This is a genomic window from Psychroserpens sp. AS72, assembly GCF_038900375.1.
Taxonomy (GTDB): Bacteria; Bacteroidota; Bacteroidia; order Flavobacteriales; family Flavobacteriaceae; genus Psychroserpens.
On sequence record NZ_JBBMRC010000002.1, the window covers coordinates 575,280 to 601,415 of the forward strand.

Consider the following 26,136-nt stretch of genomic DNA (forward strand, 5'->3'; position numbering starts at 1 on the left):
CTTATAATTTAAATTTCAATTTTATTCGATAATTAATTTCTTAGTTACAGATCCTTCAAGATTATTAATTCTCACGAAGTAAAGACCTGTTGAATATGAAGACACATCAAATGAAGTTGGTTCTGAAATATTGATTTTTTTAGTATAATACATGAGTTTACCTAAAGCATCAAAAATTCTTACTGATACCAAATCACTTTTATTCCAATTAATTGTTACATTATTTTTTGCAGGATTAGGATACACTTCAAAAGACTCTAATGCAAATTCATTGACACTCAAAGTGGCATCAAACACATCTGAACTCCAAAGTCCACGACCATAAGTTCCAGCATAAATTTTATTATCTGCTGTATTAACTTCAAGTTCGCTAATAATCACATTAGGTAAACCATTACTAAATGGTTGCCACTCTGTAAATGTGTTTTCAATATAGAATACTCCATAATTCATTCCTAAATACAATCCATCTTCACCATTGTCGTGCCAAGCTAATGCTTGAGCGCTAAAGTTTGGCAAGTTCAATTTATATGACGTCCAAGAATCTCCACCATTTGAAGACACGTACACCTTTTGATTACCTGTAGTTGCTATCGCTACTTTACTAGGATTTGTTGGATGTATCGCAATGGAGTTTATATTACCAGAAAAGCCTCCTACAGCTGTCCAGTTTGTAGCTGTTCCTGCAAAAGAGTTTCTGTATAAATTAGAACCTCGTGCAGCATATTGATAATTACTATTTGAAGGTGCTATTTTTAAATGATTAAGGTTTCCTCCAAAATTTTGGGAGATACTTGACCAAGTATTCCCTCCATTTGTTGATTTATACACTTCATCGTAACCTGAATATATTACGTTTGGAAGAATAGGATCTTGTTCAAATGGTGTTACCCAATTTCCAGATTTATTTTCTGGACTAGAAAGACCTGTTACACTTAAACCACCATTTAATGATCTGTAAAGCGCTCCATTTTGAGATGTACCATAGATAATATTTGAATTGGTTTTATCAATAAAACTTTCCATACCATCTGCTCCTATCCAATCTGTCCAATCGCCATTTACATCCATTACAGAAGTTCCATTATCTTGAGCACCACCTGTTACAATAACAGGATTTGTTTGGCTAATTCCTATTTTATAAAACTGACGAATTCCCATTCCACCAGTTAAATCTTTATAATAAGAATTATTGACTACTGTTGGGTTTTCGGCAACATACAAGCCTCCATCTGTACCAACATATAATTTATCATTTACAAATTCTAAAATATCTACATCTGCATGGCAGTATCCAATACCTTGACTATTTGCATTATTAGGTGTCCATTGTGAAGTCGAAGTAAAAGTCACACCTCCATTTGTAGATCTCCAAGTATTAACACCAGCGATATGTACATCATCAACATTATTAGGATTTACAGCGATATCCATATCTCTTGGTGCTTGACCAAAACCTACATCATCTGGATCTGTAGGATCAGAACTATATCCAAAGTAGTTTTTCCCAACATGATTTAATTCAACAAAAGGTGTGAAATCAACAGATTTGTATAGTGCTCCAAAAACACCATTAGACGCTTCTAACACATATATAACCTCTGGATTATCTGCAGAAACTCCAATCATTTTTGGACCATTAGAAAAACCGCCTGTTGGCACAAAAGATGCTCCTCCATCAAGGGATACATAAAATGAGTTTCCTGATGCAAAAATTATATCAGTATTTCCTGGTTTAAATTCAAAATCATAACCCGTTGAAGCACTAGAATGAATTGTAGACCAATTCACACCAGCATCTGTAGATTTAAAAAGTCCGCCACTTTGTGCAGAACAAAACATTTTATTAGTATTTGTTGGATCAATAAGAATTTTATTAACTGAACCATTTCCTATATCTGCTAAAAGACTCCATGTTGTTCCACTATCTGTTGAAGTAAAAATTGTTCCGCTTGTAGAACCCCAAAAATAGGTTGTATTTACTGTTGGATGGATAGCTAATGCTGAAACATTTAAATTGGATAAATTATCTGTTAATACTGTCCAACTTAAACCTCCATCTGTAGATCTCCAAACACCTCCTGTATCTGCACCTGCAATAATATGATTTGGATTTGCTGGCTCTATAGCAACAGAAGTAATACGACCAACACCTGGATTCCAACCACTTGTAGCATTCCAAGATATTGGACCCAATTGTTCCCAAGAACCTACTGTAGTTCTTGCTGTAGAAGCGCTTTCATTTAAATAACTATTATAGTTTTCTAGCTCATTAAAATAAAATTCTGGTGATGGTAACATTCCGTTTTCATCCATACTTCTCAATGCTTGATATTCCCAGCGTTTGTAAGGCTTGTATCCTTTTCCACGCTCGGTACCAACTTGAGCAAAATGAGCTTCGGCTGCAGTTTGAATGGTTTGTACCGTGTGAGTACCTTCGGAAATCATCTGTTTGTAATCTTGGGAATACATGAAAGTTGCAGATAAAAAAAATGCAAATAGTAGATAATAATTTTTCATTTTAATAGGGATTTTTTTAGTTTAAACTACAATAAGGAATTCTATACACTAATCTACATTCAGAAAAGCATATAATTCTCTAGAAATTACTTATTATTGTTTACAATTTTTTTACTAAAGTAAGACAAATCAAATAAAAATCTGTTAAAACAAACTATATGTCGACGAACGTCATCATTTTACTCATTCTAGCCTATTTTGGTATTTTAATTTTGATTTCTTATTTCACTGGTAAAACATCTGGAAATGCCGCTTTTTTTAAAGCAAACAAACAATCGCCTTGGTATATTGTTGCGTTTGGAATGATAGGAGCATCACTTTCTGGAGTGACATTTATTTCTGTTCCTGGTTGGATTGAAGCCTCTCAATTTAGTTACATGCAAGTTGTACTAGGCTATATTGTTGGATACTTAGTTATTGGAACCGTTCTATTACCTTTATATTATAGATTAAATCTAACATCTATCTACACCTATTTAGAAACTCGATTTGGAAACTACGCTTATAAAACTGGAGCTTCTTTCTTTTTAATTTCTAGAATAATTGGAGCTAGTTTTAGATTATTTCTCGTCGCAAATGTTTTACAAATTATACTCTTTGATGATTTAGGCGTTAGCTTTTGGCAAACTGTGACTATTACCGTTTTATTGATATGGCTTTACACGTTTAAATCTGGTATTAAGACTATAGTTTGGACAGATACTCTTCAAACACTATTTATGCTCATTGCAGTTGGTGTAGCCATTTATTATGTTAGTGATTCTCTTGATATTCAAGATGGAAGTATTCTAACTTATGTATTAGATAGCGATCTTTCAAAAGTCTTCTTTTTTGAAGATTTTAAATCTGCTAATTATTTCTGGAAACAATTTATTTCTGGAGCTTTTATAGCTATTGTCATGACTGGATTAGATCAAGATATGATGCAAAAAAACCTCACCTGTAGATCGTTAAAAGATGCTCAGAAAAACATGTTTTGGTTTACTATAGTACTTACAGTAGTAAATTTCGTGTTTTTAAGCTTAGGACTTTTACTAACTGTTTATGCACAACAAAATGGAATAGATGCACATAAAGATGATTTATTTCCAATTTTAGCTAAAAACCATTTAGGCATAACCGTATTTGTATTTTTCTTACTCGGTTTAATTGCTGCTGCTTACAGTAGTGCAGATAGTGCTTTGACCTCATTAACAACCTCATTTAGCATAGACATCTTAGATATAGAGAAAAAGTATTCCGAAGAAAAACAAGTAACAATTAGAAAACGAATTCATATTGCTATTTCTATTGTACTTATTTTGGTTATTATAGGATTTAAATATATCATTAAAGATGAAAGTGTGATACAAAAACTCTTCGTATTTGCTGGATATACGTATGGACCTTTACTTGGATTGTATGCTTTTGGACTATTCACAACTTGGAATGTCAAAGACAAAATTGTGCCAATAGTAGCTATATTATCACCTATTCTATCTTACATCATAAGTGTTAATAGCCTAAAATGGTTTGGATTTGAATTTGGTTTCTTTATCCTAATTTTAAATGGGTTCCTTACCTTTTTAGGTTTAGTATTGATTCGTAGACAATAATACCAAAGTACAGGCTTCTTCAAAATAAATACCTTCTTGTTTCAATAGGTTTTGAAATTCTGGGTTTTCGGTTCCTGGATTAAAAATAATACGCTTTGGATGTAGTCCAATAATATAATCGTAATACGCTTTTTGACGTTGCGGATTGAGATATAACGTCACTGTATCAATATCCTTGTAAGGCATTAAATTAGTATCAATAGTTATTCCTGCAACGTTTCCTTCTCTCAAACCAATAGCAACAACATCATGATTATAACTCGTCAATCTATTTATGGCAATATTAGAATAACGCTCTGGTTTTAAAGATGCTCCAATGACTAATGTTTTCTTATTCATATTGTATTCTTTTTATTACAAAAATAGAACTCTTCAAACAATTTAGAATCTCAAAATGTTAAAACCATGTTAACTAATGTTAAAAAAAGTAACGCAACAATAAATCAATCGTCTATAAGCTAACAACCATTAAATTTCATCTAATCAATCAATGCTGAATTTATTTCGGCATCAAAAATCAATCAAAAAATGAAAACACTAACACAAGTGTGCATTTGCCTATTCACAATCTTCGCATTTGCCCAACCACCAAAATTAGACTTACGAGACGGACAAGTATCAGGTAGAGTCATTGACGCATCGTTAAATCAACCATTACCTTACGTAAACATTCTTATTAAAGACGTCGCAGACAAAACTATCACAGGAGGCATCACAAAAGATGACGGAACCTTTGAAATTGACAAAATTCCAGAAGGAAAAATCACAGTATCTATACAATACATTGGTTTTACTACGGTTACTAAAACCGTAAATATGGGTAAAGACAGCTACAAAATCGACTTAGGCGACATAAGACTTGAAGAAGATCTTGAAAGCTTAGACGAAGTTACAGTCGTTGCCGAAATAACGACTATTCAACAAAAAGTAGATAGAAAAGTCATTAACGTAGGTAAAGATTTAACGACAGCTGGAGCTACTGCTAGTGATATTATGAATAACATTCCGTCGGTAAATGTAGATCAACAAACTGGTAACATTAGTCTTCGTGGTAATGAGAATGTTAGAGTTATGGTAGATGGGAAATTATCAAATGTCCCAATTGCTCAGTTATTGCGCCAAATCCCTTCAACATCTATAAAACAAATTGAATTGATCACAAATCCTTCAGCAAAATATAATCCAGAAGGTATGAGTGGTATCATTAATATTATTCTGCATAAAAACACCAAACTTGGTTTTAATGGGAATATCAACTTCGGCTTAACCAAAGAAATTAACGCAAAATTCAATAGTTCAATAGATATGAATTATCGTAATGGTAAATTTAATTTCTACGGAAATTACGGTAACAACATTGGTAACAATGCCAATTACGGTAGTATTGAACGTTTAGATGATCAATCTATTCAAACTTTTAATTTTGAAAACAATAACAAATCACATCTCTATAAAGTTGGTGTAGATTTTTATATGAATGATAATAACACAGTATCATTTTTTACCAATCAAAACCTATTTAATGGTTTAGGGAGTGGAGACGCAGGAATTCAATACATTGGTGAACCTCTCCAATTACAAACGTTTTATAATGATATTGATAACACAGTAGCACAATATAATGGTGTTTATAATCATAAATTAAAAAAGGAAGGTGAAAAAATAGACTTAGAAGTAGACTATAGTGTTTTTGCTCAAGATGAGATTGCAAATTTCAATTTTTCAAATATTTCATTTCCTCCAAATTACATAGATATTGTAGACACAGATAGAGATCAAACGACTATAAATTTAGATTATGTCAATCCGTTATCTGAGAAAGCAAAATTAGAAATTGGTGCAGAAGCACGTTTATTTGACACTAATATTGATTATAATTCTACTGGATTATCTGTGAATGAAAATCAGGATTCAACGCCTAATAATGGTGATGAATTTATACCAACACCTGCTACCGATTTTAGCTATAAAAGAGACATTTACTCTTTGTATGTCACTTATGGGAAATCGTTTGAAAAATTTAGCTACCAAATTGGAGCACGTGCAGAAACTGTTTCAGAAGATGCCTCTGCCATACGACAATTAGAAAACTCAAGTGAGACAACACCTTTTGAGAATGACTATTTTCAAATCTATCCATCAGCTTTTGTAACGTATACACCAAGTGATAAAAATTCTTACCAAATGAGTTTTAGTCGTCGTGTTGATCGTCCAGGTTTACAGCAAGTCAATCCTATTAGAGAATGGAGTACGCCTTTGATTTCTTCCTTCGGAAATACGAACCTACAACCTCAGTTCACAAATTCAATAGAAGTCAACTACACTAGAAAATTTGAAAAAGGAACCGTTACAGGAGGTGTGTTTTACAGATTGGTAGAAGACGAAATTAATAGAGCAGTATTTATTGATCGTTTAGATCTTAATAAAAATATTCTAACCTACGATAACTTTGAAAATACGACTGCTTTCGGAATTGAGATTAGCAGTAACTACAGACCAACAAAATGGTGGAGCTTAAACGGAAGTTTCGATTTATTTTCTCGTCAACAAAAAGGAATTGCAGAAACGCTAACAGCACCAACAGATATCGCGACGGTTGATGACATAGAACGTTCAACTGTAGAAGCTAATAATGTGGTGTACAACTTTAGATTATTCAATAATTTTAAAGTGACTAAAAAATTAAGCCTATCAGTATTCTCTATGTATAGAGGTGAAGAAAAAGGCTTACAATTTAACCGTCAACCTATGTTTATGGTTAATACAGGACTTAGATATAGTTTCTTAGAAGACCAAAGAGCAACGTTTAGTTTTAACTACAGTGATATTTTAAATACCATGAAGTTTGAATTTGATGGCGACAGACCTACACCACAAGTCGGTCAATTTAATTGGGAATCTAACTCATGGAATATTGGATTATCATACCGTTTTGGAGGCGGAAAATACAGAGCCTTACAACGTAAAAATAGAGACGACAACGAAAAATCTGGAAGCGGAGGATTTATATAATCTCAAAGAAAAATTTGGTAACCTACATATAATAGTTGATGGTTAGTGTTAATTGTACGGTTATTGAATAAGAAAACCCAAAACGCAAGTTTTGGGTTTTTGTTTTTAATGCTATTCTATAATAAAGTGTTAAATTTTAGACTGTTATGTAATCTATCGTTTTTAATAACGACAACATGATTATACATAATAATTGGTTTTTAGATGAAGTCCCTATAAACCTTAGTTGATTAATAGCAAGGAAATCCGTGGTTTATACTGCGGGTTTTTTTTATGCGGTCCCGATAGTTATCGGGATTAAAACCCAAAATGCCATTTCTTGTTTAAAACCTCTTAAGAGAAAATGATGAACTTATACTTTAAACAAAGTAGAAAAATAAAGCATAGCCTTAGTTACGGTTTCATTTTATCCTGAAGAAGAAAGTAAAAAATGCGTTTATTATAGTTATTTTGAATATGAACTGGTATAATGTTAATTGATAGTTAAAACTGTTAACTAATGAAATAAAAAACAACTTTGTACGTCTTAAGAGTGTGATAAGTTTTAAAGCTAATCAGTTTAATACATATTTACTTAATGGTTATAGTTTTAGTGTTTAATTAAATTGATTAATAGCAGAAAAATCCCGAAACGAGAGTTTTGGGATTTTTTGTGTTTATTCGGGACGTTTATTTAGATAAATAGAAAATATTCTCTAACTTAGAGAACTTTAACCATTTTTAATAACTATGAATTTCCTAACCCAATCAAACAACAACACATACGAAACAACAGTAGACCTTGGAGCATCGCATACTTTTGCAATTCTCGCTGGTGTTGTGTCTTATTTGATAGCTGCATTAATTGGTATATTATTACTAATAATCATGTTTAAATTAATTAAATATTTAAATCTTAAGATAAAGCTTATGAGCAGAGAACTTAAAAATGAATAAGGTCATCTGAGATATTAACTATCATAACAAAAAATCCCAAAGTCAATCTTTGGGATTTTTTGTTTTAGATCGTCTAAATGTTTTATATAGCTGCATAATTATAAAAGATTGTATCGCTATATTAAGAATTGTCAAAACAATACCAAGCCAAGCTTCTCTTGCATAAAATGGTAATTCTCTACCAAAAATATTGATTGGCATACTAAAAAACCGGATTAATGAACTGGTTACAGCACTCATTTTAATTCCTAAAAAGACTATGCCTTCCGTAGAAAAGTATGCATTACTAAGACCTAATACGATTTCAAATATTAGGAGTAAAAAGAATAGTTTTAAAAATAGTTTCAATTAAATTCAGGAATTAGTGTTACCACTTAATAATCACACTTCCCCAAGTAAAGCCACTACCAAAAGCAGCCAATACAACTGTATCACCTTCTTTTATTTTGCCTTCTTCCCATGCTTCGGTTAAAGCGATTGGAATTGAGGCAGCAGTCGTATTACCATATTTTTGGATATTATTAAAAACCTGATCATCTTCTAATTTAAACTTACGTTGAATAAATTGTGCAATACGCAAATTAGCTTGATGCGGAATCAACATATTAATATCATCAACCTCTAGGTTGTTTTTCATTAAACCTTCCATAATCACTTCACTAAAACGAACCACTGCATTTTTAAATACAAATTGTCCGTTCATGTGCGGAAAATAACTTTCGTCATTAGGATCATTATCTGCTAAAATATCACTCACCCAACGCTTACCCATTCCTGGAGCAACTAACACCAATTCTTCAGCATGTTCTCCTTGAGAATGTAAGTGCGTTGATAAAATACCTTTACTCGTATCTTCTTCTCTTGTTAAGACAGCAGCTCCTGCTCCATCTCCAAAAATTACGGTAACTCCTCGTCCGCGAGTTGTTTTATCCAATCCGTGAGAATGCAATTCACTACCAATCACGAGAATATTTTTATACATGCCTGTTTTGATAAAATTATCTGCCACAGCAATCGCATATACAAATCCAGAACATTGGTTACGTACATCTAAAGCTCCAACCGTTTTAATATCTAATGCATGTTGCACTTGCACACCAGGACCAGGAAAATACATATCTGGACTTAAGGTTGCGAAGATTATAAAATCTATATCATCTTTATCAATTCCAGAACGTTCAATGGCTATTTTAGCAGCCTTTACTCCCATTCCTGAGGTAGTGTCTTCAGAACCTTCAATGGCCCAACGACGTTCTTTTATTCCTGTGCGTTCTTGAATCCACTCGTCATTTGTATCCATCATTTTGGATAAATCATCATTGGTTACAACATTATCTGGAACGTAATGTCCCAAACCTATAATCTTAGAATTGTACATAAAAACTTGTTTTTGTTCCCATGCAAATGGGAATCTCTTTGATTAAAAATAAGTATTGCAATTTAGCTATTTGCGACTAACTATTTTTTAAACTGAAACGCATTCGTTATGCATGCATAGTATTCTGTTAGCTTCGGAAATTGGATTTTCTTACAAACCTCTAAAATTTAAATCACAATTTTGAAGGTTTCACATTTCCGAAGTGAAAATTGTGTCAGTTTGTCACATTATCAGCATTGGTACTTTTTTTGTCACTAGATGAACATTACAATAATTATAATAAAAACATATATATCATGACAAAAGGAAACATTAATGTATCGGTAGAAAATATTTTTCCGCTCATTAAAAAATTCTTGTACAGCGATCACGAAATATTTTTACGTGAATTAATAAGTAATGCAACAGATGCAACACTTAAATTGAAACATTTAACAAGTATTGGCGAATCTAAAAGTGACTACGGAAACCCAATAATTGAGGTTAAAATTGATAAAGAAGGAAAGAAACTTCACATTATCGATCAAGGTTTAGGAATGAGTGCAAAAGAGGTTGAAAAGTACATCAACCAAGTAGCATTTTCTGGAGCTGAAGAATTTTTAGACAAATACAAAGATTCTGCAAAGGACTCTGGAATTATTGGACATTTTGGTCTAGGATTTTACTCTGCCTTTATGGTTGCAGAAAAAGTAGAGATCATTACAAAATCACATACAGATGCACCAGCTGCACATTGGACGTGTGATGGATCTCCAGAATTTACTTTAGAAGCTTCTGACAGAACTGAAAGAGGAACAGAAATCATCCTTCATATTGCTGAAGATTCTACAGAGTTTTTAGAAGAGAATCGCATTAGAGAATTATTATCTAAGTATAATAAGTTTATGCCAGTTCCTATCAAATTTGGAACTAAAGAGATTAACGATCCAGAATTTACGCCTAAAACAACTAAGGATAAAGATGGAAAAGAAACAACTGAGCCTCACAAAAAAATTACTGTAGATAATATTATTAACAATCCTAATCCTGCTTGGACAAAACAACCAACAGAATTAGAAGATGTTGATTATAAAAATTTTTACCGCGAGTTATATCCTGCACAATTTGAGGAGCCATTGTTCCATATTCATTTAAATGTAGATTATCCGTTTAATCTTACTGGGATTTTATATTTCCCTAAGATGACGAATGATTTAAACATGCAAAAGGATAAAATCCAATTGTACCAAAATCAGGTGTATGTTACCGATAATGTAGAAGGTATTGTACCAGAATTCTTAACCATGTTAAGAGGTGTGATTGATTCTCCAGATATTCCGTTAAACGTATCGCGTTCATATTTACAAGCAGATGGTGCTGTGAAGAAAATTTCTTCTTACATCACACGTAAAGTTGCAGATAAGTTGAAATCTTTATTCAACGAGAATCGTGAAGACTTTGAACAAAAATGGGATGACATCAAAATTGTAATTGAATACGGAATGCTTTCTGAAGATAAATTCTTTGAAAAAGCAGATGCTTTTGCATTGTACCCAACAGTTGATGGTAAATTTTACACATATGACGAATTATTCAACAAAATAAAAGCGAACCAAACAGATAAAGATGGTAAGCTTGTGATTTTATATGCTTCAGATAAAGATGCACAACACTCGTATATTGAGTCTGCAAAATCTAAAGGTTACGAAGTATTACTATTAGATTCTCCAATTGTATCTCACTTGATTCAAAAATTAGAAACGTCTAAAGAAAATATTTCTTTTGCACGTGTTGATGGTGATCATATCAATAACTTAATTAAAAAGGATGAAACTGCGATTTCTAAACTTTCCGAAGAAGAAAAAACAACACTCGATACTTTATTAAAAGAGGTGATTCCGCAGGAAAAATTCTCTGTACAATTAGAAGCTAGTGATAGTGATGCGAGTCCGTTTATTATTACACAACCAGAATTTATGCGTCGTATGAAAGAGATGCAGCAGACTGGTGGTGGCGGAATGCAGATGTTTGGTAATATGCCAGAGATGTACAATTTGATTGTGAATACGAATTCTGATTTGGTGAACGAAATTTTAAACACCAAAACCAAGAAAAAACAAGAACGTTTAATTACGCAAAGTTTAGACTTGGCTCGTTTATCTCAAGGTTTATTGAAAGGTGAAGAGTTAACAAACTTCATTAAACGTAGCTACGAGATGATTAAGTAATCATGTCGCGTCATGCTGAACTTGTGTATTCATAAACGTATATTTTGAATTAAAGTATTCATGAATCTGCGATTACAGCATCTCACAAATAACTCAAAACCACTTTGTGAATTCAAAGTGGTTTTTTTATATCTTTTTTCTTCGGAAATATTACCACATCAAACTCGTCAACGAACGTATAAAACAACAAACTATTCGCTTATATTTGTGCTAAGCAAAAACTATGAGTTTCACACTTTTATCTTCGCCATTACAAGGGTTTACCGATTTCCGATTTCGGAATGCACAACAAAAATATTTTGGTGGCATTGATACGTTTTATGCGCCATACATTCGTCTCAACGGAAAACTCAAAGTGAAATCCTCATACGAGCGTGATTTATTGCCAGAGAACAATACTACACTTGAAGTTATCCCTCAAGTGATCACCAATGATGCAGAGGAGTTTTTATTTGTCGCCAACTATGTACAACAATTAGGTTATAAAGAACTCAATTGGAATTTAGGTTGTCCTTATCCAATGGTGACCAATCGTGGTATGGGTTCTGGTTTAATTTGCGACCCAAATAGAATAGATGATATTTTACATCGTGCTCATAATGAAACCGATATTTTGGTCTCAATGAAAATGAGAATGGGTTATGAGAATAGTGAAGAGATTTTACACACCTTCCCTATTTTAGATAAATATCCGCTTAAAAATGTGGCGATTCATGCACGTATTGGTAAGCAACTGTATAAAGGTGGTGTTGATTTAGATGCGTTTCAAAAATGTATAGATGTTGCACATCATAAACTCTACTACAATGGAGATATTACAACGGTTGCACAGTTTAAAAACATGCAAGAGCGTTTCCCGAGTATTGATCATTTTATGATTGGTCGTGGGTTGATTGCAGATCCGTTTTTACCGAGTATGATAAAAAATGACACTACAGACTACCCTAAAAACCGTTGGGAATTATTTGAAGCGTTTCATAACGAAATCTATGAGCAATACGATGCTGCTCTCTCTGGTCCAACTCCAATAAAGATGAAAATGTTAGGCTTTTGGGAATACTTTTCTCAATCGTTTTCTAATCCGCAAAAAACATACAAAAAGATAAAAAAAGCGACTAATCCTGTAAAGTACAGACAAGCTGTGAAAGAAATTCTAATTTCATCTAAATCAACAACATAGCACTCATAACCGTAGCTACCAAAATTCATTTTATAACATCTTTAGACCTTGTATTTGGTCGAACAAATTGGTTTTTTCTTGTTAATTACAACCGATTAACTAATTTATCATGAGAATGCCGATTCTCACATGCTCGTTACAAAGGTTTTGTATACCTTATTTGAATCAAGCAAACTAAATGCGTAACGACAACTCCAAGATCAGCGTAATTTTTAAAGACCTTTCTTTTTCAAAAGATGAGATTAAAATTATTGAGTCTGTATTTATAAAAAAGACCTACAAAAAAGGAATCCAACTCCTCGCACCTGGTGATACAGGAGACATACTTTATTATGTTTATGATGGATGTATAAGATTGTATCATATTGATAACCTAGGTAAAGAACACACTGTACAGTTTGGAATTAAAGACTGGTGGTTGAGTGATTGCACTGCTTTCTTTTCAGAAGAAAAAGCGCTAATGAACATTGAAACCATTAATGATACAGTAGTGTATGAAATTTCTAAGCAAAATCGTGATTATTTATATGAACAAATTCCTAAAATAGAAACGTTTTTTAGAAAAAAACTAGAACGTGCTTTCGCTGCGTTTCAAAGAAGAATTATAGTTAATCTATCACAAAATGCTACTGATCGCTATCTTGATTTCATTAAAACCTATCCTAATATAGAGCAAAGTGTAAAAAATTACCATATCGCTTCATACTTAGGTATTACAACTGAAAGTCTAAGCAGAATTAGAAAAGAATTATCGAAAAATTAAATTTATTACCATACATCAATTTTAAACTCAATTAATCCTCTTAATTTTGTCGCCAGTAAATTACCAAATCCCTAAGGTTAATTAATAGCTAATTAAGCGCAAGTTTTATACACTTGCGCTTTTTTTATTCCTTGAGTTCTAATTGTTTATCAAACACTTTTCCGCAGAGAAAAAGACTTATTTTAAGTTGTTAAAAAACATAAAAATTAAAGGCTAATTCTATTTACTTCTTTTATTACTCCGACTTTCTGGATGCTAGATTCAAAAATTTAAATTTAAAAATACCCTTGACACAATCTGTCACTAGCTCATATATCTTTGCATTATGTTTAACAATTAAATCAATTTAAAATGAGAAATGCAGTTAACTGGTTTGAAATTCCAGTAAAAAATTACAACAGAGCAAAGCAATTTTACACGACAATTATGGATTCTCAAATCACAGATCATCCAATGCCAGAACAAAATATCAAATATGGCATATTTCAGTATGATGAAGATAATAATGCTGTAGGAGGTGCAATTATTGAAGGCGAAGGTCAAAATCCAACTACAGATGGTGCAACTGTGTATTTAAATGGAGGAAATAATTTAAGCATCGCTTTAGATAAAGTTGAAGCTAATGGAGGAAAAATCTTAATGCCAAAAACCGATATTGGCACTTTTGGTTTCATCGCTCAATTTATAGATACTGAAGGTAATCGCGTTGCTTTACACTCCATTTTGTAATTCGTCAATCTCAATTAGAAGATAGTGAATTGTTTTACGGTTCACTATCTTTGTTTTCATGTCACAACTTTCTAGACTCATATCTATATTAACATTATTACGTTCTAAACGTTTGCTCACAGCTAGTGAATTGGCCAAAAAGTTTGACGTAAGCATGCGTACTATTTATAGAGATATTAGAAAATTAGAAGCGGCTGGAATTCCTGTTGAAACCATTGAAGGCAGAGGTTATTCGTTAATGGAAGGTTACACTATTGCTCCAGTTCAATTTACAGAGAAAGAAGCCAATGCTTTAATTACAGCGCAACATCTCATCAATCAAACAAACGATTTGTCTTTTGCTTCAGACTTTAAAAAAGCTATGACAAAGATTACTTCTGTGTTTAGAACTTCAATACAAGAAAAAAGCGAATTATTGAGTAGTAAGATTTTTGTTTTTGATTCTAATTATGAGAATATTACGAGTAATGCCTTATCGGAAATTCAAATGGCCATTACCAATTTCAACTTTATAGACATCCATTATCGAAAGGCAGACGATCCCAATATCACTTTTAGAAAGATAGAACCTTACGCCTTTTATGCTACACAAAATAAATGGATTTTAATTGCTTGGTGTCATCTTCGTAATGATTATCGTGCGTTTAGAATTGATCGTGTTCAAAACTTTAAAATTCTAAGCGATACTTTTGAGGATCGTAAATTTAATTTGCAAACATATTTTCAGTATTGTCCTTTTGATAACTAATTACCAATACTTGCTGCTTTTAAATAATTATGATTGCACAGCTAATTTCGGTTTAAAAAAATCACAATGTATCTAATGGACTTTTAATATTAGATGTTGATCTATTAGACACATGAGTATAGATTTGCGTGGTTTTAATACTATGATGTCCTAAAAGTTGTTGGATGAAGCGTAAGTCTGCTCCACTTTCTAAAAGATGTGTTGCGTAACTATGACGCAAACCATGGATACCTATTTGTTTTCTTATTCCAGCCTTTTCCATAGCACGTTTAAAAACAGCTTGAACACTTCTTGAGCTGTATGCACCTTTATATTGACCTTCAAAAAGCCATTCTTTTGGTTTATAATTTTTATAATATGTTCTTAATGCATCTAAAACACTTTCTGGTAAGTTTACATATCTATCCTTTTTGCCCTTAGCTGCCGAAATTAATACTTGCATCCTATCACTATCAATATGATGAATTTTAATGTTTACAATTTCGCTTACACGTAAACCCATACCGTAACACAGTTTTAATATAAGCAAATGTTTTTCATTTTTCACTTCATTAAAAAGTCGTTTAATTTCTGCTTTACTCAACATTTTTGGTAATGTCGCAGGTGTTTTAGGTCTTGGGATATCAAAAAACATTTTGGGTTCGTGCATTACTTTTTCGAAGTAAAACTTTACAGCATTTATTTTGCTATTCATTTTACTTTCTTTCATTTTTAAGGTTTTGACACAATACAGAAAATAATCTTTTAATCGTTTGTGAGTTAAATTATCAACAGGATGGTGTTTTAATAAGATTAGCAGATGTGCAAATTCGGCTAAATACATACGAGAAGTATTGGAGCTATATGCTTTTAACTCTAATTGTTCGTTAAATTTTTGAAACGCTATTTTATTATTAGGATGGATTTGAAGTAATAATTTAGAATAGGTACTGTCAACTTTAACATGTAATACTGTTCTTACTGCTGGAAGATCTATTAGATACCATTCTTGAGCACTTTGACTCCATTTTGCAGAAGGAAACCGTTTTCTAAGGTCATTTTTTAGTTTTTGATTAAACGTAAAATGAACCCAAATTACTTTTTTGTTTCTATGTGTTCCTAATAGAAAAGTATAATGTTTAAAATCCATTTAGATGTACGTATTTTATATATCAAATATTTATAAATTTAGTCAAAAAAAAGTGAATGATATATAAAACGCGCATATTTAATATTATTGTTTTAGGTTGATATACCTGAAATTCTTTGGTGATAGTAATTTTATTATCTTTGAGTACGTATATGCGTATATAAACGTGTTGTAGGCAATTTAAGAAACATTATGGCTGATAGAAAAATTTTTGGAATCAACAACACATATTCGATTCATTATTCGCACGATTCATTGAATAGTGAAGAATTTTCCATAATTGCTCTCGAAGAAGATGATATGCCACCTCAATACTTTTTCTTTTCCGAATACCTGACTCAATTAACCAATAGAAATGAAATTTGGGGAAAAGGACTATTTCTGCTCAACCTTTACAATGGTGCTGTTAATATTAACCTTGTTAATCACGATTGGGATTCACAAGTGAGTTTTACAAGACTAATTAATTGGGTAACTCACGAAAACTTAACACCACTTAATACAGCAGATATTTTACCTATTAACCCATTTCCATCAAATCCTGTGACTGACAATGTAAAAAAAGCGAAATTGAAAAATGCTCATTTTATAGCTTATTCGACTTTTCTTTCTAAAAGTGAAAAAGATGTTCAAAGTTTACTCTTACTTTCTGGAAATAAGCTTAATTGGATTACTTTGTATGCAATTTATGATACTTTAAAATTTTACTCTCAAGATTTTGATGCTCTGACAACTAAATGCGGATATACAAAAAATGACATAAAAGCATTTACAGGAACTGCTAATAATTTTGGACTTTTAGGAATAAATTCAAGACACGGAGAATTAGGCTGGGGAATACCTACTAATACTATGAATATACAAGAAGCTAAAAGACTGATATTGAATATGTCAAAAAATTACATTATGTCGAAATAAAATTGCATCGAACGACAATATTTTAACTACTTAATTAAAGAAAACCGACTCGAAAAAATGGTAGATTATTTTAGACTTGTGAGCGAAGAACTCTTTATTAAGCTAAATCAAGTCAAAACATTTATAAAAAAACACAATCCGACAATTGGAATTTTAACAGAAGAAATTTTGAGAACATTTCTTCAAGATTATATACCAAAAGGAGTATCTGTTGAACAAGGTTTTATTCTTAATAAAAGTGGTGAATTATCTAAACAATGTGATATAATAATTTATGATTCAGAATTATACTCGCCTTTTTATAGAATCAATGATATAGTCGTAGTACCGTCTGAATCGGTAATTTCTATAATTGAAATAAAAACAACAGTAAATAAGCAAATTTTTCATCAAGTCATCGACTACTTCAAATCATTCACGGGAATTATAGAGCCAAGTACGGGAAAACATCTTTTCATTTACAACGCACCGAAAGTTTCAAATTTAGATAGTTATTTTCACAATTATAAACACTCTGGAGACTATCAATTATTTGACCACGATACATTTTATGAACTTCCTGACACAATAACTGGAATAAGTCATTCATATCACTTAAGAAGAGATTATGTAGTTTTTGATAGAGATATGATGGGTTATTTATCGTACAATTATGAAACAGAAAAAAATGTAGATATAAGTTCGTTAGAATTATTTTACTCGAACATATATAGACAAGTAGAAAATTATTTAAAAACAAAAGTATCAAGCGAACATAAAATGACTTCAAGAGATGAATACCACGAAAGTCGGAATTTGAAAAGCTTGTTTGCAATTGAACTATTTGATATGTAGAAAAAACTGCCTACAACAACGTATATAGCTCATAGCTAATTAGTTGCTTAATCGAGGTTAAGGCATATTTGGAAAGTCGCCAAATTTTTAAATTTGACGATTTCCAACAAAAAAGATAAATAGTAAAATTTAAAAATCTGGCTTGTGCTCAACCGAAAAATAATCGCTAATTTTCACGCTACGAGCCATATACAAACCCGTTGTAAGTAATATTTAAAAAATGTTCATTAGAAGAAAAACATTAGTAGGAAGAAAAAAATTTGATAAGAAGTTCATCGTTTCTTTGAAAGAACTTTTTATTGAAGCTAAATTAAAAACAATAACTGTTAAGATTCCTCATAACTATGTTCAAAAAGATGAACCTAATGAGCTGGATATTGACGAATTTTTGAATCTAGACCGCAATTTTCCAGCAATTATTTTGAGAGCAATAAATGAAAAGAAAAACGAAGAAATTAAAATCCTCTTTGTAAATATTTCTACAAACTCATATTTTTATGATCATACCTTTCCTAGTGGTCATAGTGAACCTTCAGAAATTTATGTTTCTACAAATGATCCAGTTCGAACTTGGGGATTATTTGAATATTTTTATAATTATTTAAAAAAGGTAGAACGGAATAACAGATTCGACGCAATAAAACTTATCGGATTTTTCTTGTCAATCGTAATGTTGATGGCGGAATTTTCTTCACTTATTGGAACAAAAACCCTGTTTCTAAATAAACTTTTCGGCTATTCAATTGCTTTTGATTTAGGAGCAATTGCTCTTTCATTTATATTGATTTATTCATATTATAATTCTGCAAAAGGAGTTTATATAAAAGAAAGAAAAGGTACAGTTAGTTACTTCTTGATGAGAATACTTAAAGGGGAATTTAGAGATAATCCAATGTTCAATTTAATTATATCTGTTTTAGCATCAGTTATTGCTGCTGTAATTATGAGTTTACTAGGATATTAAGAACGTAATACTACTTACAACAACGTGTATATTTAATTGCTAGTTATAGCTTGCTTACGAATATTCCTGCGGAATATTCTATTCGTTTTTTATTTACTAAATTAGTTGCTCAAACACGCAACTAACCATACACAACACGTTGGCAGTAATTTAACGAAAACCCTAAATTTGAAAAACATACTTCTTTTTATATTCTTTATTACGCTTTTTGCTAGCTGTAAAAAAGAAAAACCTGAACAGCTTCACACATTAGTTATTAAAAAAGAATATTGTGATATTGAAAATGAAGGAATCATATTTTTACCTGAATTTGAATTAAGAAAAAACGATTCGTTAATCAGCACTCATAAGACTGAAATACTAAATAATTATTACAATATTGATAGCTTAAAATCTGGAAATTATAATATTGTATATACTTCAATGTTTAAGAAAACGGAATCTCAAAATATTATTCTAAATAGCAAGAATATTGACACTTTAATAATTTGTCTCGATAAGATTGATTATAGCTCAATCGACCATATTCCATTTATTGATAGACTCAAGGAAAATGAAAATTATATAATAGATGTATATAATCAAGGGTGTGTTTCTTTAGGAGGTGCAATTATGAAAATTAGCAAAACTCGAAATAAAGTAATTGCAGAAACTAATGAGAATAAAAAAGAATTAACATCCGCAGAAATTGAATATGTGAGACAATTTGAATTAGAATTAGTCAATATGAATTCGTGTTGTTGTACTTCAACCGACTATTATTCATTGGAATATAATGATGAAGTTCTTAAAATAGAAGATGGCAGTTGCAAATGGTATGGATATGGAAGGCTTTACAATAAATTATTCAATGTGGAAAATTAAAAACTACTGCCAACACCGTGTATAATTAATTGCTAGGTCACTGCCGACTTACGAACATTCCTGCGGAATATTCTATCTGTGATTTATTTGCTAAATTAGTTGCTTAACCACGCAACTAACCATACACAAAACCGTTGCCCACAATTATGAAAAACCTCATTCTAATTATAATTTCACTCTTTTCATTAAGTTTCTCGTTCGCTCAAGAAGATGATTTTCAAGATGATTATTTTAGAGAAAAAGTGAATCTCGAATTTAATGATAATTACTCAAAATGCTATCTCTCTGAAACTAAAAAAGCAGTATCGGAATCGAATGGAAAAATGGAATTTTGGAGTATTTGTAATTTGGATAACAAAAATAGAATTATTCGCATAGAATCTTATGATAATGCTGTTCTATATCAAGAAGTATATTTTGAACTAAACGGAAAATTACGTTACTCAAATGCAACGGAATATTACATACCAAAAAAAGGGTTTTCGGAAATGACGTTGACTTATGATTTCTATTTTGAAAATGAAAAGTTGGTTGCGATATCATTTGGAAATGTAAATTCTGAAAACTTTGATTCCTCAAGAATTATTGGAATATATAAGAATAGAATTTCTGAACTTGAAAAAATGAAAAAATAACAGTGGGCAACAACGTGTATAATTAATTGCTAGGTCACTGCCGACTTACGAACATTCCTGCGGAATATTCTATCTGTGATTTATTTGCTAACTTAGTTGCTGAAACACGCAACTAACCATACACAATCACGTTGTAAGTAATGCGAAAATCGAACTAAAATTGAAAATTTGAACTAAAAAAGCCAACCACACAAACAGCACATTTGGTTTTTTTGCCGACACATAAGCCAACGCTGAAAAAAACCAAAAGAGCTGTTTTTTGCCAACGCTCAAATTGCCGAAAACAGGAACATAAGAATGAAAATAAATTACAATCCCAAATACATTAAAAAACATTTATCTATTAGAGTTCCTTGGCACGATAACGCTTGGAATGGAACAATTTGTAAAAATGTAAAAAACAATGATGCTTGTTTAGCTCTAAAAAATTGTGCTGAAAACAGAAATGACAATTTAGAAAAAGAACTAGCTGGAAAAAGGATTTGCGATATTAAAGATGAAACAGAACTGCCACCTTGTATTTCTGAAAGTGCAATGTTTATGGCAGATTTTGATTTTACAAAAAACCTTAAACATCCATACGCAACAAGTTATAATGACTACTACAAACATCTTCAACCTACACCAGTAATTTTCCCAAAATATAGTGCAACTGCCATCCCTTTTAGATGGGGAATGCCTGAAAACGCTGAGGAATTTGCTGAACAATACGACTTAGACTATGATTCAAATCGTGAACCTTATAAAAAGACGAATGATGAATCATTAAGATTTACTACAAATTGGGTACAAGATTACATAAATCAAAAGTCTATTTTTAATTGTTTTTTTGAACATATCAATCCTATTGAATCTTTAAGTTTTTTCTACGCAAAAGAAGTACCTTTTGTAGAAGAAAATAATAGAGTTCTCGTAGGTCTAGGGGAAATAACTTCTATAATTGAGCAAAAGGCTTTTAACACATCAGACGATACGGGTTTTATTTCTATGCCTTGGGAACATATGGTAAATCACAGTATTAGACCGAATTCTAAAGACGGTTTTTTATTTCCTTATCATCAAGCAATCGAGTACCAAAAAGAGCATCCTAATTTTGACCCAAAGAGTATTGCTGTAATAATCCCCAATGAATTTAGGTCTGAATTTTCATATGCAACTGAACACGTTTCACACGATTTTGCAATTTATATATTACGAGAATCTATCAAAAAAATAGAATTAGCAAAAGAACTAGAAATTGGCAGTAATTGGGATGATATTTTAGAATGGTTAAGTAAAAAACTGGTTGTTGTAAAAAAACTAAGAGGAGATTATCCAGGTTTTGGTGTTGCCTTAACTAGTTTGGGTATTGAAAGAGGTCATTTTTTAGCACAACATATTTTCAACAATATCAAAAAGGAAGATTGTCCTTGGGAATATTTAGATAAAGTTTTGTCTAATTTAAACCTGTTACAAGACAACTTAAAAGATAGTATTTCTATAGAAAATGTAGAAATATGGAATTACTATAAAAAACAGCAAGTAAATCGCTTATCACTTTTAAAATTGATAAGTAGATTTAATTTAAGCAAATTACAAGCGAACATAATATTTGACATTGAAGAAAGAAGAAAAAAATATCAATTTAAGACTGACAAGGAAATAATTGAAAATCCTTACTGGTTATACGAAATCTCAATACATTCAACAGAGCCAATAAATTATTCAGTACTTGATACTGGCTTAATGCTAAATAGAAATAAAAAGCTTGAACCAAGTCAAACAAAACAGTTTTCTAAATTAAGTAAAGAAAGAATTAAAGCATTGACAGTAATGCAATTGGAAAAACAGGCAAATAATGGACACACATTATTTCCAGAGGAAGAAATAATTAAAAACATTGCCAATTTACCGATTGAACCAGAATGTAACCTAAATGCTGATTACTTTAATTTAGCATCTTCAATTTTTGATAAAAGTATAATAACTCATTATACAGCAGATGGCAAAAAAGCATATCAATTGTCAAGATTTGATGAGACTGCAAAATTAATTAACACAGTAATTACAAAAAGATTAAAAGCTAAAAAACATAATTTTCAAGAAAACTGGGAACAATATTTAAAAGAAATATCATTTAAAGACACGGAAGCCGATAGAAAAGCTAAAGAAGAAAAAATTAAAGCTTTAGAGGTAATGGCTAATTCTCGTTTTTCTGTTTTAATAGGGCAAGCTGGTTCAGGTAAAACAACTTTATTATCTGCGTTAGCATCTATTCCTAAAATTAAGCAAGGTAATATCCTCTTTTTAGCACCTACTGGTAAAGCTCGTGTTAGAATGGAGGAAAAAGCAAAAAAACACGGAGTTACAGCAAAAACAATAGCAAGTTTCTTATTCAAATCTAAAAGGTTTAGAGGCTCAACACAAACTTTTCACTTAAATGGTGCTGATAAAGAAATGGGATATAAGACAGTCATTATTGATGAGTGTTCTATGTTGACCGAAGAAATGTTAGCTGCAACTTTACAACATTTGAAAAGAGTTGAAAGGCTAATTCTAGTTGGAGATTACAGACAACTTCCACCAATTGGTGCAGGAAGACCGTTTTTTGACATCATAAATTATGTTAAACCAGAAAGTATTGAAAATCAATTTCCGAAAATTGGAGAATCATATATTGAACTAACTGCATCTGCAAGGCAAGTACAAGTAGATAAGGAAACACGATTAGATACTGATTTTGCAAACCTATTTGGTGGAAATATTAAAGAAAATAACGCAGATGAAATCTTTGAAAAAGTAATAAGCGGTAAGAGTGAAAATATAAAAATCTTTAATTGGGACAATGAATCTGATTTTGAAAATGTATTGTTTGATGTATTAGAAAATGAACTGGGCATTACAGACGAAGCATCTTTCAACAAGTCTATCGGAGCAAATGACTCAGGTTTTTTCAATTGGAGAGAAGCGGTAAAAGATGTTGAAAACTGGCAATTACTAAGTCCTATAAAATCTAAAGTTTTTGGTACAAATCAATTAAACAGAGGACTTCATCAAAAATTCAAAAAAGATGCTTTGCATTGGGCTCAAAATGGGAAAAAAACACCCAAACCACTTGGAATAGAAAATATCATCTATGGCGACAAAGTTATTAATCTTCAAAATGGTAAAAGAGACAAAGGAACTTATCCAAACGATGGAATTAATTATTTAGCAAATGGAGAAATAGGAGTTGCAGTTGGACGAACAAACTGGAAGAATACTAAATGGAAAGGAAAACAACCTTATCAATTGGAAGTAGAATTTTCTTCTCAAATTGGATATAAATATCAATTTACTTCCCGAGATTTTGATGAAGAAAATGGGAGTTTTTTAGAATTGGCTTATGCTTTAACAATACACAAAGCACAAGGCAGCCAGTTTAAAACTGTAATATTGGCAATTCCAGAACCTTGCGTTTTACTTTCTCGTGAACTTCTCTATACTGCAATGACTAGACAAGAAGATAAAGTTATATTACTTTATCAAGGTAATTCTCAGATGCTCTTCAACTATACTAATGATTCTCAATCAGCTAATTTACAGCGAATAACAAACTTATTTTACAAACCTAATATTACCAAATACAAAGATATTCTATTTGAAAAGAATCTTATTCATTGTGCGTCTGATGGCAAATTCTTGCGTTCAAAATCCGAAGTAATAATTTATGAATTACTACTAAAAAATGATTTAGAGCCAGTTTATGAACATAAATTAGAAATTGACGGTCAAATAAAAAGACCTGATTTTTACATTGTAGATGATGATAGTGGTATCGATTATTATTGGGAGCATTTAGGAATGTTAAATGATTCGGATTATGCAAAAAAATGGAATGAAAAACTAGACTGGTATAAATCAAAAAACATCTTACCTATTGAAGAAGGTGGTGGCGAAAATGGTTCATTAATTATTACTAAAGATGATGCAAAAGGCGGAATATCAGCAAAGGATATTGCAAAAATAATAGAAGAAGAATTTGAGATAAAAACTAAAGACAATACAATAGATGAAATAAAAGAATTGACAACCATTGTATTTGAATTGAGAAATACTGTAGAAACCTATTTTTCAAAACTTTCTATTCAGTTCAATGAAATAAAAGAATCATCAATCGAAAGAGATGAAAGGATTGAAACTATTTATAAAATATTAGATGAGAATTCTAAATCAAGTAATCTTCAAAATTATTATTCAAATGTTGAAAACAGTATTGAAAATTACGATTTATTGATTGATAATTCTAAAATGTTTTTGGCATCCGCATTTTTCTTAAAGGACAAATTTGAGAGTAATGATGTGGTTGATTTTTCACCTTTTATTTTACAATTTTCTAGAGCAATAGAGAATGAATTATTGCATAAAGTATTCGTTTCGTTTTATTCAAGTTTAGAAGAAGTTTTAGAAAAAGATTCGGCTTTTTTAGAAAACGAATTCGGGAATAATAAAACAAAGATTTTTGCAAAACTATTAAGTAAAAAAACTGATAAATTCACGTTAGGAACAATGGTATTTATACTTGGCTATATCGTTGACGTAAATGGAAAGACCATTAAATCTTCTAACTTACTGCAAGAGTTTCGCAAACACATTACTTCTATCTCTGGAGAGCGATTATTAAACTCTGTGTTTATCAACAACCTAAAAACATTAACAGATGACTATAGAAACAAAGCCGCTCATATAAGCCAAATTGAAAATGGAGAAGCAGAAACTTTTTTAAGTTTAGGAAAAAGTGTGCTTAATGAATTACTGAACGCTTTAAATTGAAATAGAGAATGATAAGTACAAAAATGCCAACGCTCAAAGCCATACACATTCGCAATTCGCAACAGCCAACGCTAAGCCAAAAATTGCAAAAGAGTATGTCTTGCCAACGCTCACATTTGAACTAAATAACAAACATCGGAAAACCAAGCTGAACGTGAAAAGCACTACTTACAACAACGTGTATAAAACATAGCTATTATAGGCTTTTCGAGAGGTTTTTGTATATTTACAAAGTACGCCAAATTTTTTATTTGGTTATATTTATAAAAGAAAATTAAAGATAAAAAATAAAAAATTCGGCTCGTGCTAAATCCGAAAAATTAGCGTTTATTTATACGCTACGTTTCATACACAAGACCGTTACCAAAAACAACTCGGAAAATCGAATTCCATATTTAACGGAAAACTAAACATTGAATATTTCGAGTTTTTTCTCACTCAACTCTGAATAATTTTAATTGGGTTTTCTGATTACTTAAACTCTGAATTTATGCTTACTTGAACTCGGAATCTTACTCTTTCGGAATTTAGTTCGATTGCGGATTTAATCACTCAAATGGAAAATCTTTACAACGAAAAAAAGCCTGGTTTTTTTTCGCGATTTTTTTGAATTTTAAGTTAGATAATTCCGAAATAACCTGTTGAAAATTTTAAAAAATTAATATTCGGAAATTTTAACTCATTGTTTCCACTCTACTCTTTCGTTGCATTTGGTAACATCGTGTATAAAAAATTGCTACATTAATGCTAAAATAAAGTCAGTTGCACTTTTGTTACTTCTGAATTTCCTTCGGAAATTCCTCGCTAACAAAAACGCAACTTTCCATACACAAACACGTTGTGTGCCATTTGAGAAATGAATTTTCCTGAAATAGGTTGACTAAAAATTAAGCAATTAATTACAGTCACTTATGAAAACACAAAATGAACACT

At 31.3% G+C, this 26,136-nt stretch carries 19 protein-coding genes; 14 read left to right on the plus strand and 5 right to left on the minus strand.

All coding sequences use genetic code 11. The features are described from left to right. Window positions 1-21: 21 nt before the first annotated feature. The gene (locus WNY78_RS06110; RefSeq protein ID WP_342872306.1) at window positions 22-2,520 is read right to left on the minus strand and encodes a T9SS type A sorting domain-containing protein; all 2,499 of its coding nucleotides are present in this window, start codon (window positions 2,518-2,520) and stop codon (window positions 22-24) included. A gap of 158 nt (window positions 2,521-2,678) precedes the next feature. On the opposite strand from WNY78_RS06110, the gene WNY78_RS06115 reads away from it, so the two are divergent. Further along, window positions 2,679-4,115, plus strand: a complete 1,437-nt coding sequence (locus WNY78_RS06115; protein ID WP_342872307.1) for a sodium:solute symporter — start codon at window positions 2,679-2,681, stop codon at window positions 4,113-4,115. Here WNY78_RS06115 and WNY78_RS06120 read toward each other — a convergent pair. Continuing rightward, complete coding sequence (locus WNY78_RS06120; RefSeq protein ID WP_342872308.1) at window positions 4,092-4,454, minus strand: CoA-binding protein; 363 nt, start codon at window positions 4,452-4,454, stop codon at window positions 4,092-4,094. The genes WNY78_RS06115 and WNY78_RS06120 overlap by 24 nt on opposite strands. A gap of 189 nt (window positions 4,455-4,643) precedes the next feature. Between WNY78_RS06120 and WNY78_RS06125 the strand changes: the two genes are divergently transcribed. Beyond that, window positions 4,644-7,127: a TonB-dependent receptor gene (locus tag WNY78_RS06125; RefSeq protein ID WP_342872309.1), complete on the plus strand. Its 2,484-nt coding sequence runs from the start codon at window positions 4,644-4,646 to the stop codon at window positions 7,125-7,127. Between the two features lie 729 nt (window positions 7,128-7,856). Beyond that, window positions 7,857-8,063: a hypothetical protein gene (locus WNY78_RS06130; RefSeq protein WP_342872310.1), complete on the plus strand. Its 207-nt coding sequence runs from the start codon at window positions 7,857-7,859 to the stop codon at window positions 8,061-8,063. 42 nt (window positions 8,064-8,105) lie between these two features. Here WNY78_RS06130 and WNY78_RS06135 read toward each other — a convergent pair whose 3' ends face one another. Both WNY78_RS06135 and WNY78_RS06140 read right to left on the minus strand, forming a co-directional pair. After that, window positions 8,106-8,411 carry a hypothetical protein gene (locus WNY78_RS06135; RefSeq protein WP_342872311.1) on the minus strand — a complete coding sequence of 102 codons (306 nt, stop codon included), beginning with the start codon at window positions 8,409-8,411 and terminating at the stop codon, window positions 8,106-8,108. A 19-nt stretch (window positions 8,412-8,430) separates the two neighbouring features. After that, the gene (locus tag WNY78_RS06140) at window positions 8,431-9,441 is read right to left on the minus strand and encodes a beta-ketoacyl-ACP synthase III (protein ID WP_342872312.1); all 1,011 of its coding nucleotides are present in this window, start codon (window positions 9,439-9,441) and stop codon (window positions 8,431-8,433) included. A 296-nt stretch (window positions 9,442-9,737) separates the two neighbouring features. Between WNY78_RS06140 and htpG the strand changes: the two genes are divergently transcribed. The 5 genes from htpG (at window position 9,738) to WNY78_RS06165 (ending at window position 15,068) form a co-directional block, all read left to right on the plus strand. After that, window positions 9,738-11,648 carry a molecular chaperone HtpG gene (gene htpG, locus WNY78_RS06145; protein WP_342872313.1) on the plus strand — a complete coding sequence of 637 codons (1,911 nt, stop codon included), beginning with the start codon at window positions 9,738-9,740 and terminating at the stop codon, window positions 11,646-11,648. Window positions 11,649-11,871: 223 nt separating this feature from the next. Further along, on the plus strand, window positions 11,872-12,828 hold the full coding sequence (locus WNY78_RS06150) for a tRNA-dihydrouridine synthase family protein (protein ID WP_342872314.1): 957 nt from the start codon (window positions 11,872-11,874) through the stop codon (window positions 12,826-12,828). Window positions 12,829-13,006: 178 nt separating this feature from the next. Then, window positions 13,007-13,591 (plus strand): Crp/Fnr family transcriptional regulator, encoded by a 585-nt coding sequence (locus tag WNY78_RS06155; protein ID WP_342872315.1) that lies wholly within the window; start codon window positions 13,007-13,009, stop codon window positions 13,589-13,591. 351 nt (window positions 13,592-13,942) lie between these two features. Then, window positions 13,943-14,320: a VOC family protein gene (locus WNY78_RS06160; RefSeq protein ID WP_342872316.1), complete on the plus strand. Its 378-nt coding sequence runs from the start codon at window positions 13,943-13,945 to the stop codon at window positions 14,318-14,320. A 58-nt stretch (window positions 14,321-14,378) separates the two neighbouring features. Then, window positions 14,379-15,068, plus strand: a complete 690-nt coding sequence (locus tag WNY78_RS06165) for a YafY family protein (RefSeq protein WP_342872317.1) — start codon at window positions 14,379-14,381, stop codon at window positions 15,066-15,068. 61 nt (window positions 15,069-15,129) lie between these two features. Here the strand turns inward: WNY78_RS06165 and WNY78_RS06170 are convergent, their stop codons facing one another. Next, window positions 15,130-16,197, minus strand: a complete 1,068-nt coding sequence (locus tag WNY78_RS06170) for a tyrosine-type recombinase/integrase (protein ID WP_342872318.1) — start codon at window positions 16,195-16,197, stop codon at window positions 15,130-15,132. 192 nt (window positions 16,198-16,389) lie between these two features. Here WNY78_RS06170 and WNY78_RS06175 point away from each other — a divergent pair, with 192 nt between their 5' ends. The 6 genes from WNY78_RS06175 to WNY78_RS06200 all read left to right on the plus strand — a co-directional run bounded on the left by WNY78_RS06175 (window position 16,390) and on the right by WNY78_RS06200 (window position 25,203). Beyond that, window positions 16,390-17,115, plus strand: a complete 726-nt coding sequence (locus WNY78_RS06175) for a hypothetical protein (protein WP_342872319.1) — start codon at window positions 16,390-16,392, stop codon at window positions 17,113-17,115. 57 nt (window positions 17,116-17,172) lie between these two features. Then, window positions 17,173-17,949 carry a DUF6602 domain-containing protein gene (locus tag WNY78_RS06180; RefSeq protein WP_342872320.1) on the plus strand — a complete coding sequence of 259 codons (777 nt, stop codon included), beginning with the start codon at window positions 17,173-17,175 and terminating at the stop codon, window positions 17,947-17,949. Between the two features lie 220 nt (window positions 17,950-18,169). After that, window positions 18,170-18,913 carry a hypothetical protein gene (locus tag WNY78_RS06185; RefSeq protein WP_342872321.1) on the plus strand — a complete coding sequence of 248 codons (744 nt, stop codon included), beginning with the start codon at window positions 18,170-18,172 and terminating at the stop codon, window positions 18,911-18,913. A 168-nt stretch (window positions 18,914-19,081) separates the two neighbouring features. Continuing rightward, window positions 19,082-19,777 carry a hypothetical protein gene (locus WNY78_RS06190; protein ID WP_342872322.1) on the plus strand — a complete coding sequence of 232 codons (696 nt, stop codon included), beginning with the start codon at window positions 19,082-19,084 and terminating at the stop codon, window positions 19,775-19,777. A gap of 146 nt (window positions 19,778-19,923) precedes the next feature. Beyond that, entirely contained in the window at window positions 19,924-20,412 is a 489-nt protein-coding gene (locus tag WNY78_RS06195; RefSeq protein WP_342872323.1) for a hypothetical protein, read from the plus strand. A gap of 297 nt (window positions 20,413-20,709) precedes the next feature. Next, window positions 20,710-25,203, plus strand: a complete 4,494-nt coding sequence (locus WNY78_RS06200; RefSeq protein WP_342872324.1) for an ATP-dependent RecD-like DNA helicase — start codon at window positions 20,710-20,712, stop codon at window positions 25,201-25,203. The last annotated feature ends 933 nt before the right edge of the window (window positions 25,204-26,136 follow it).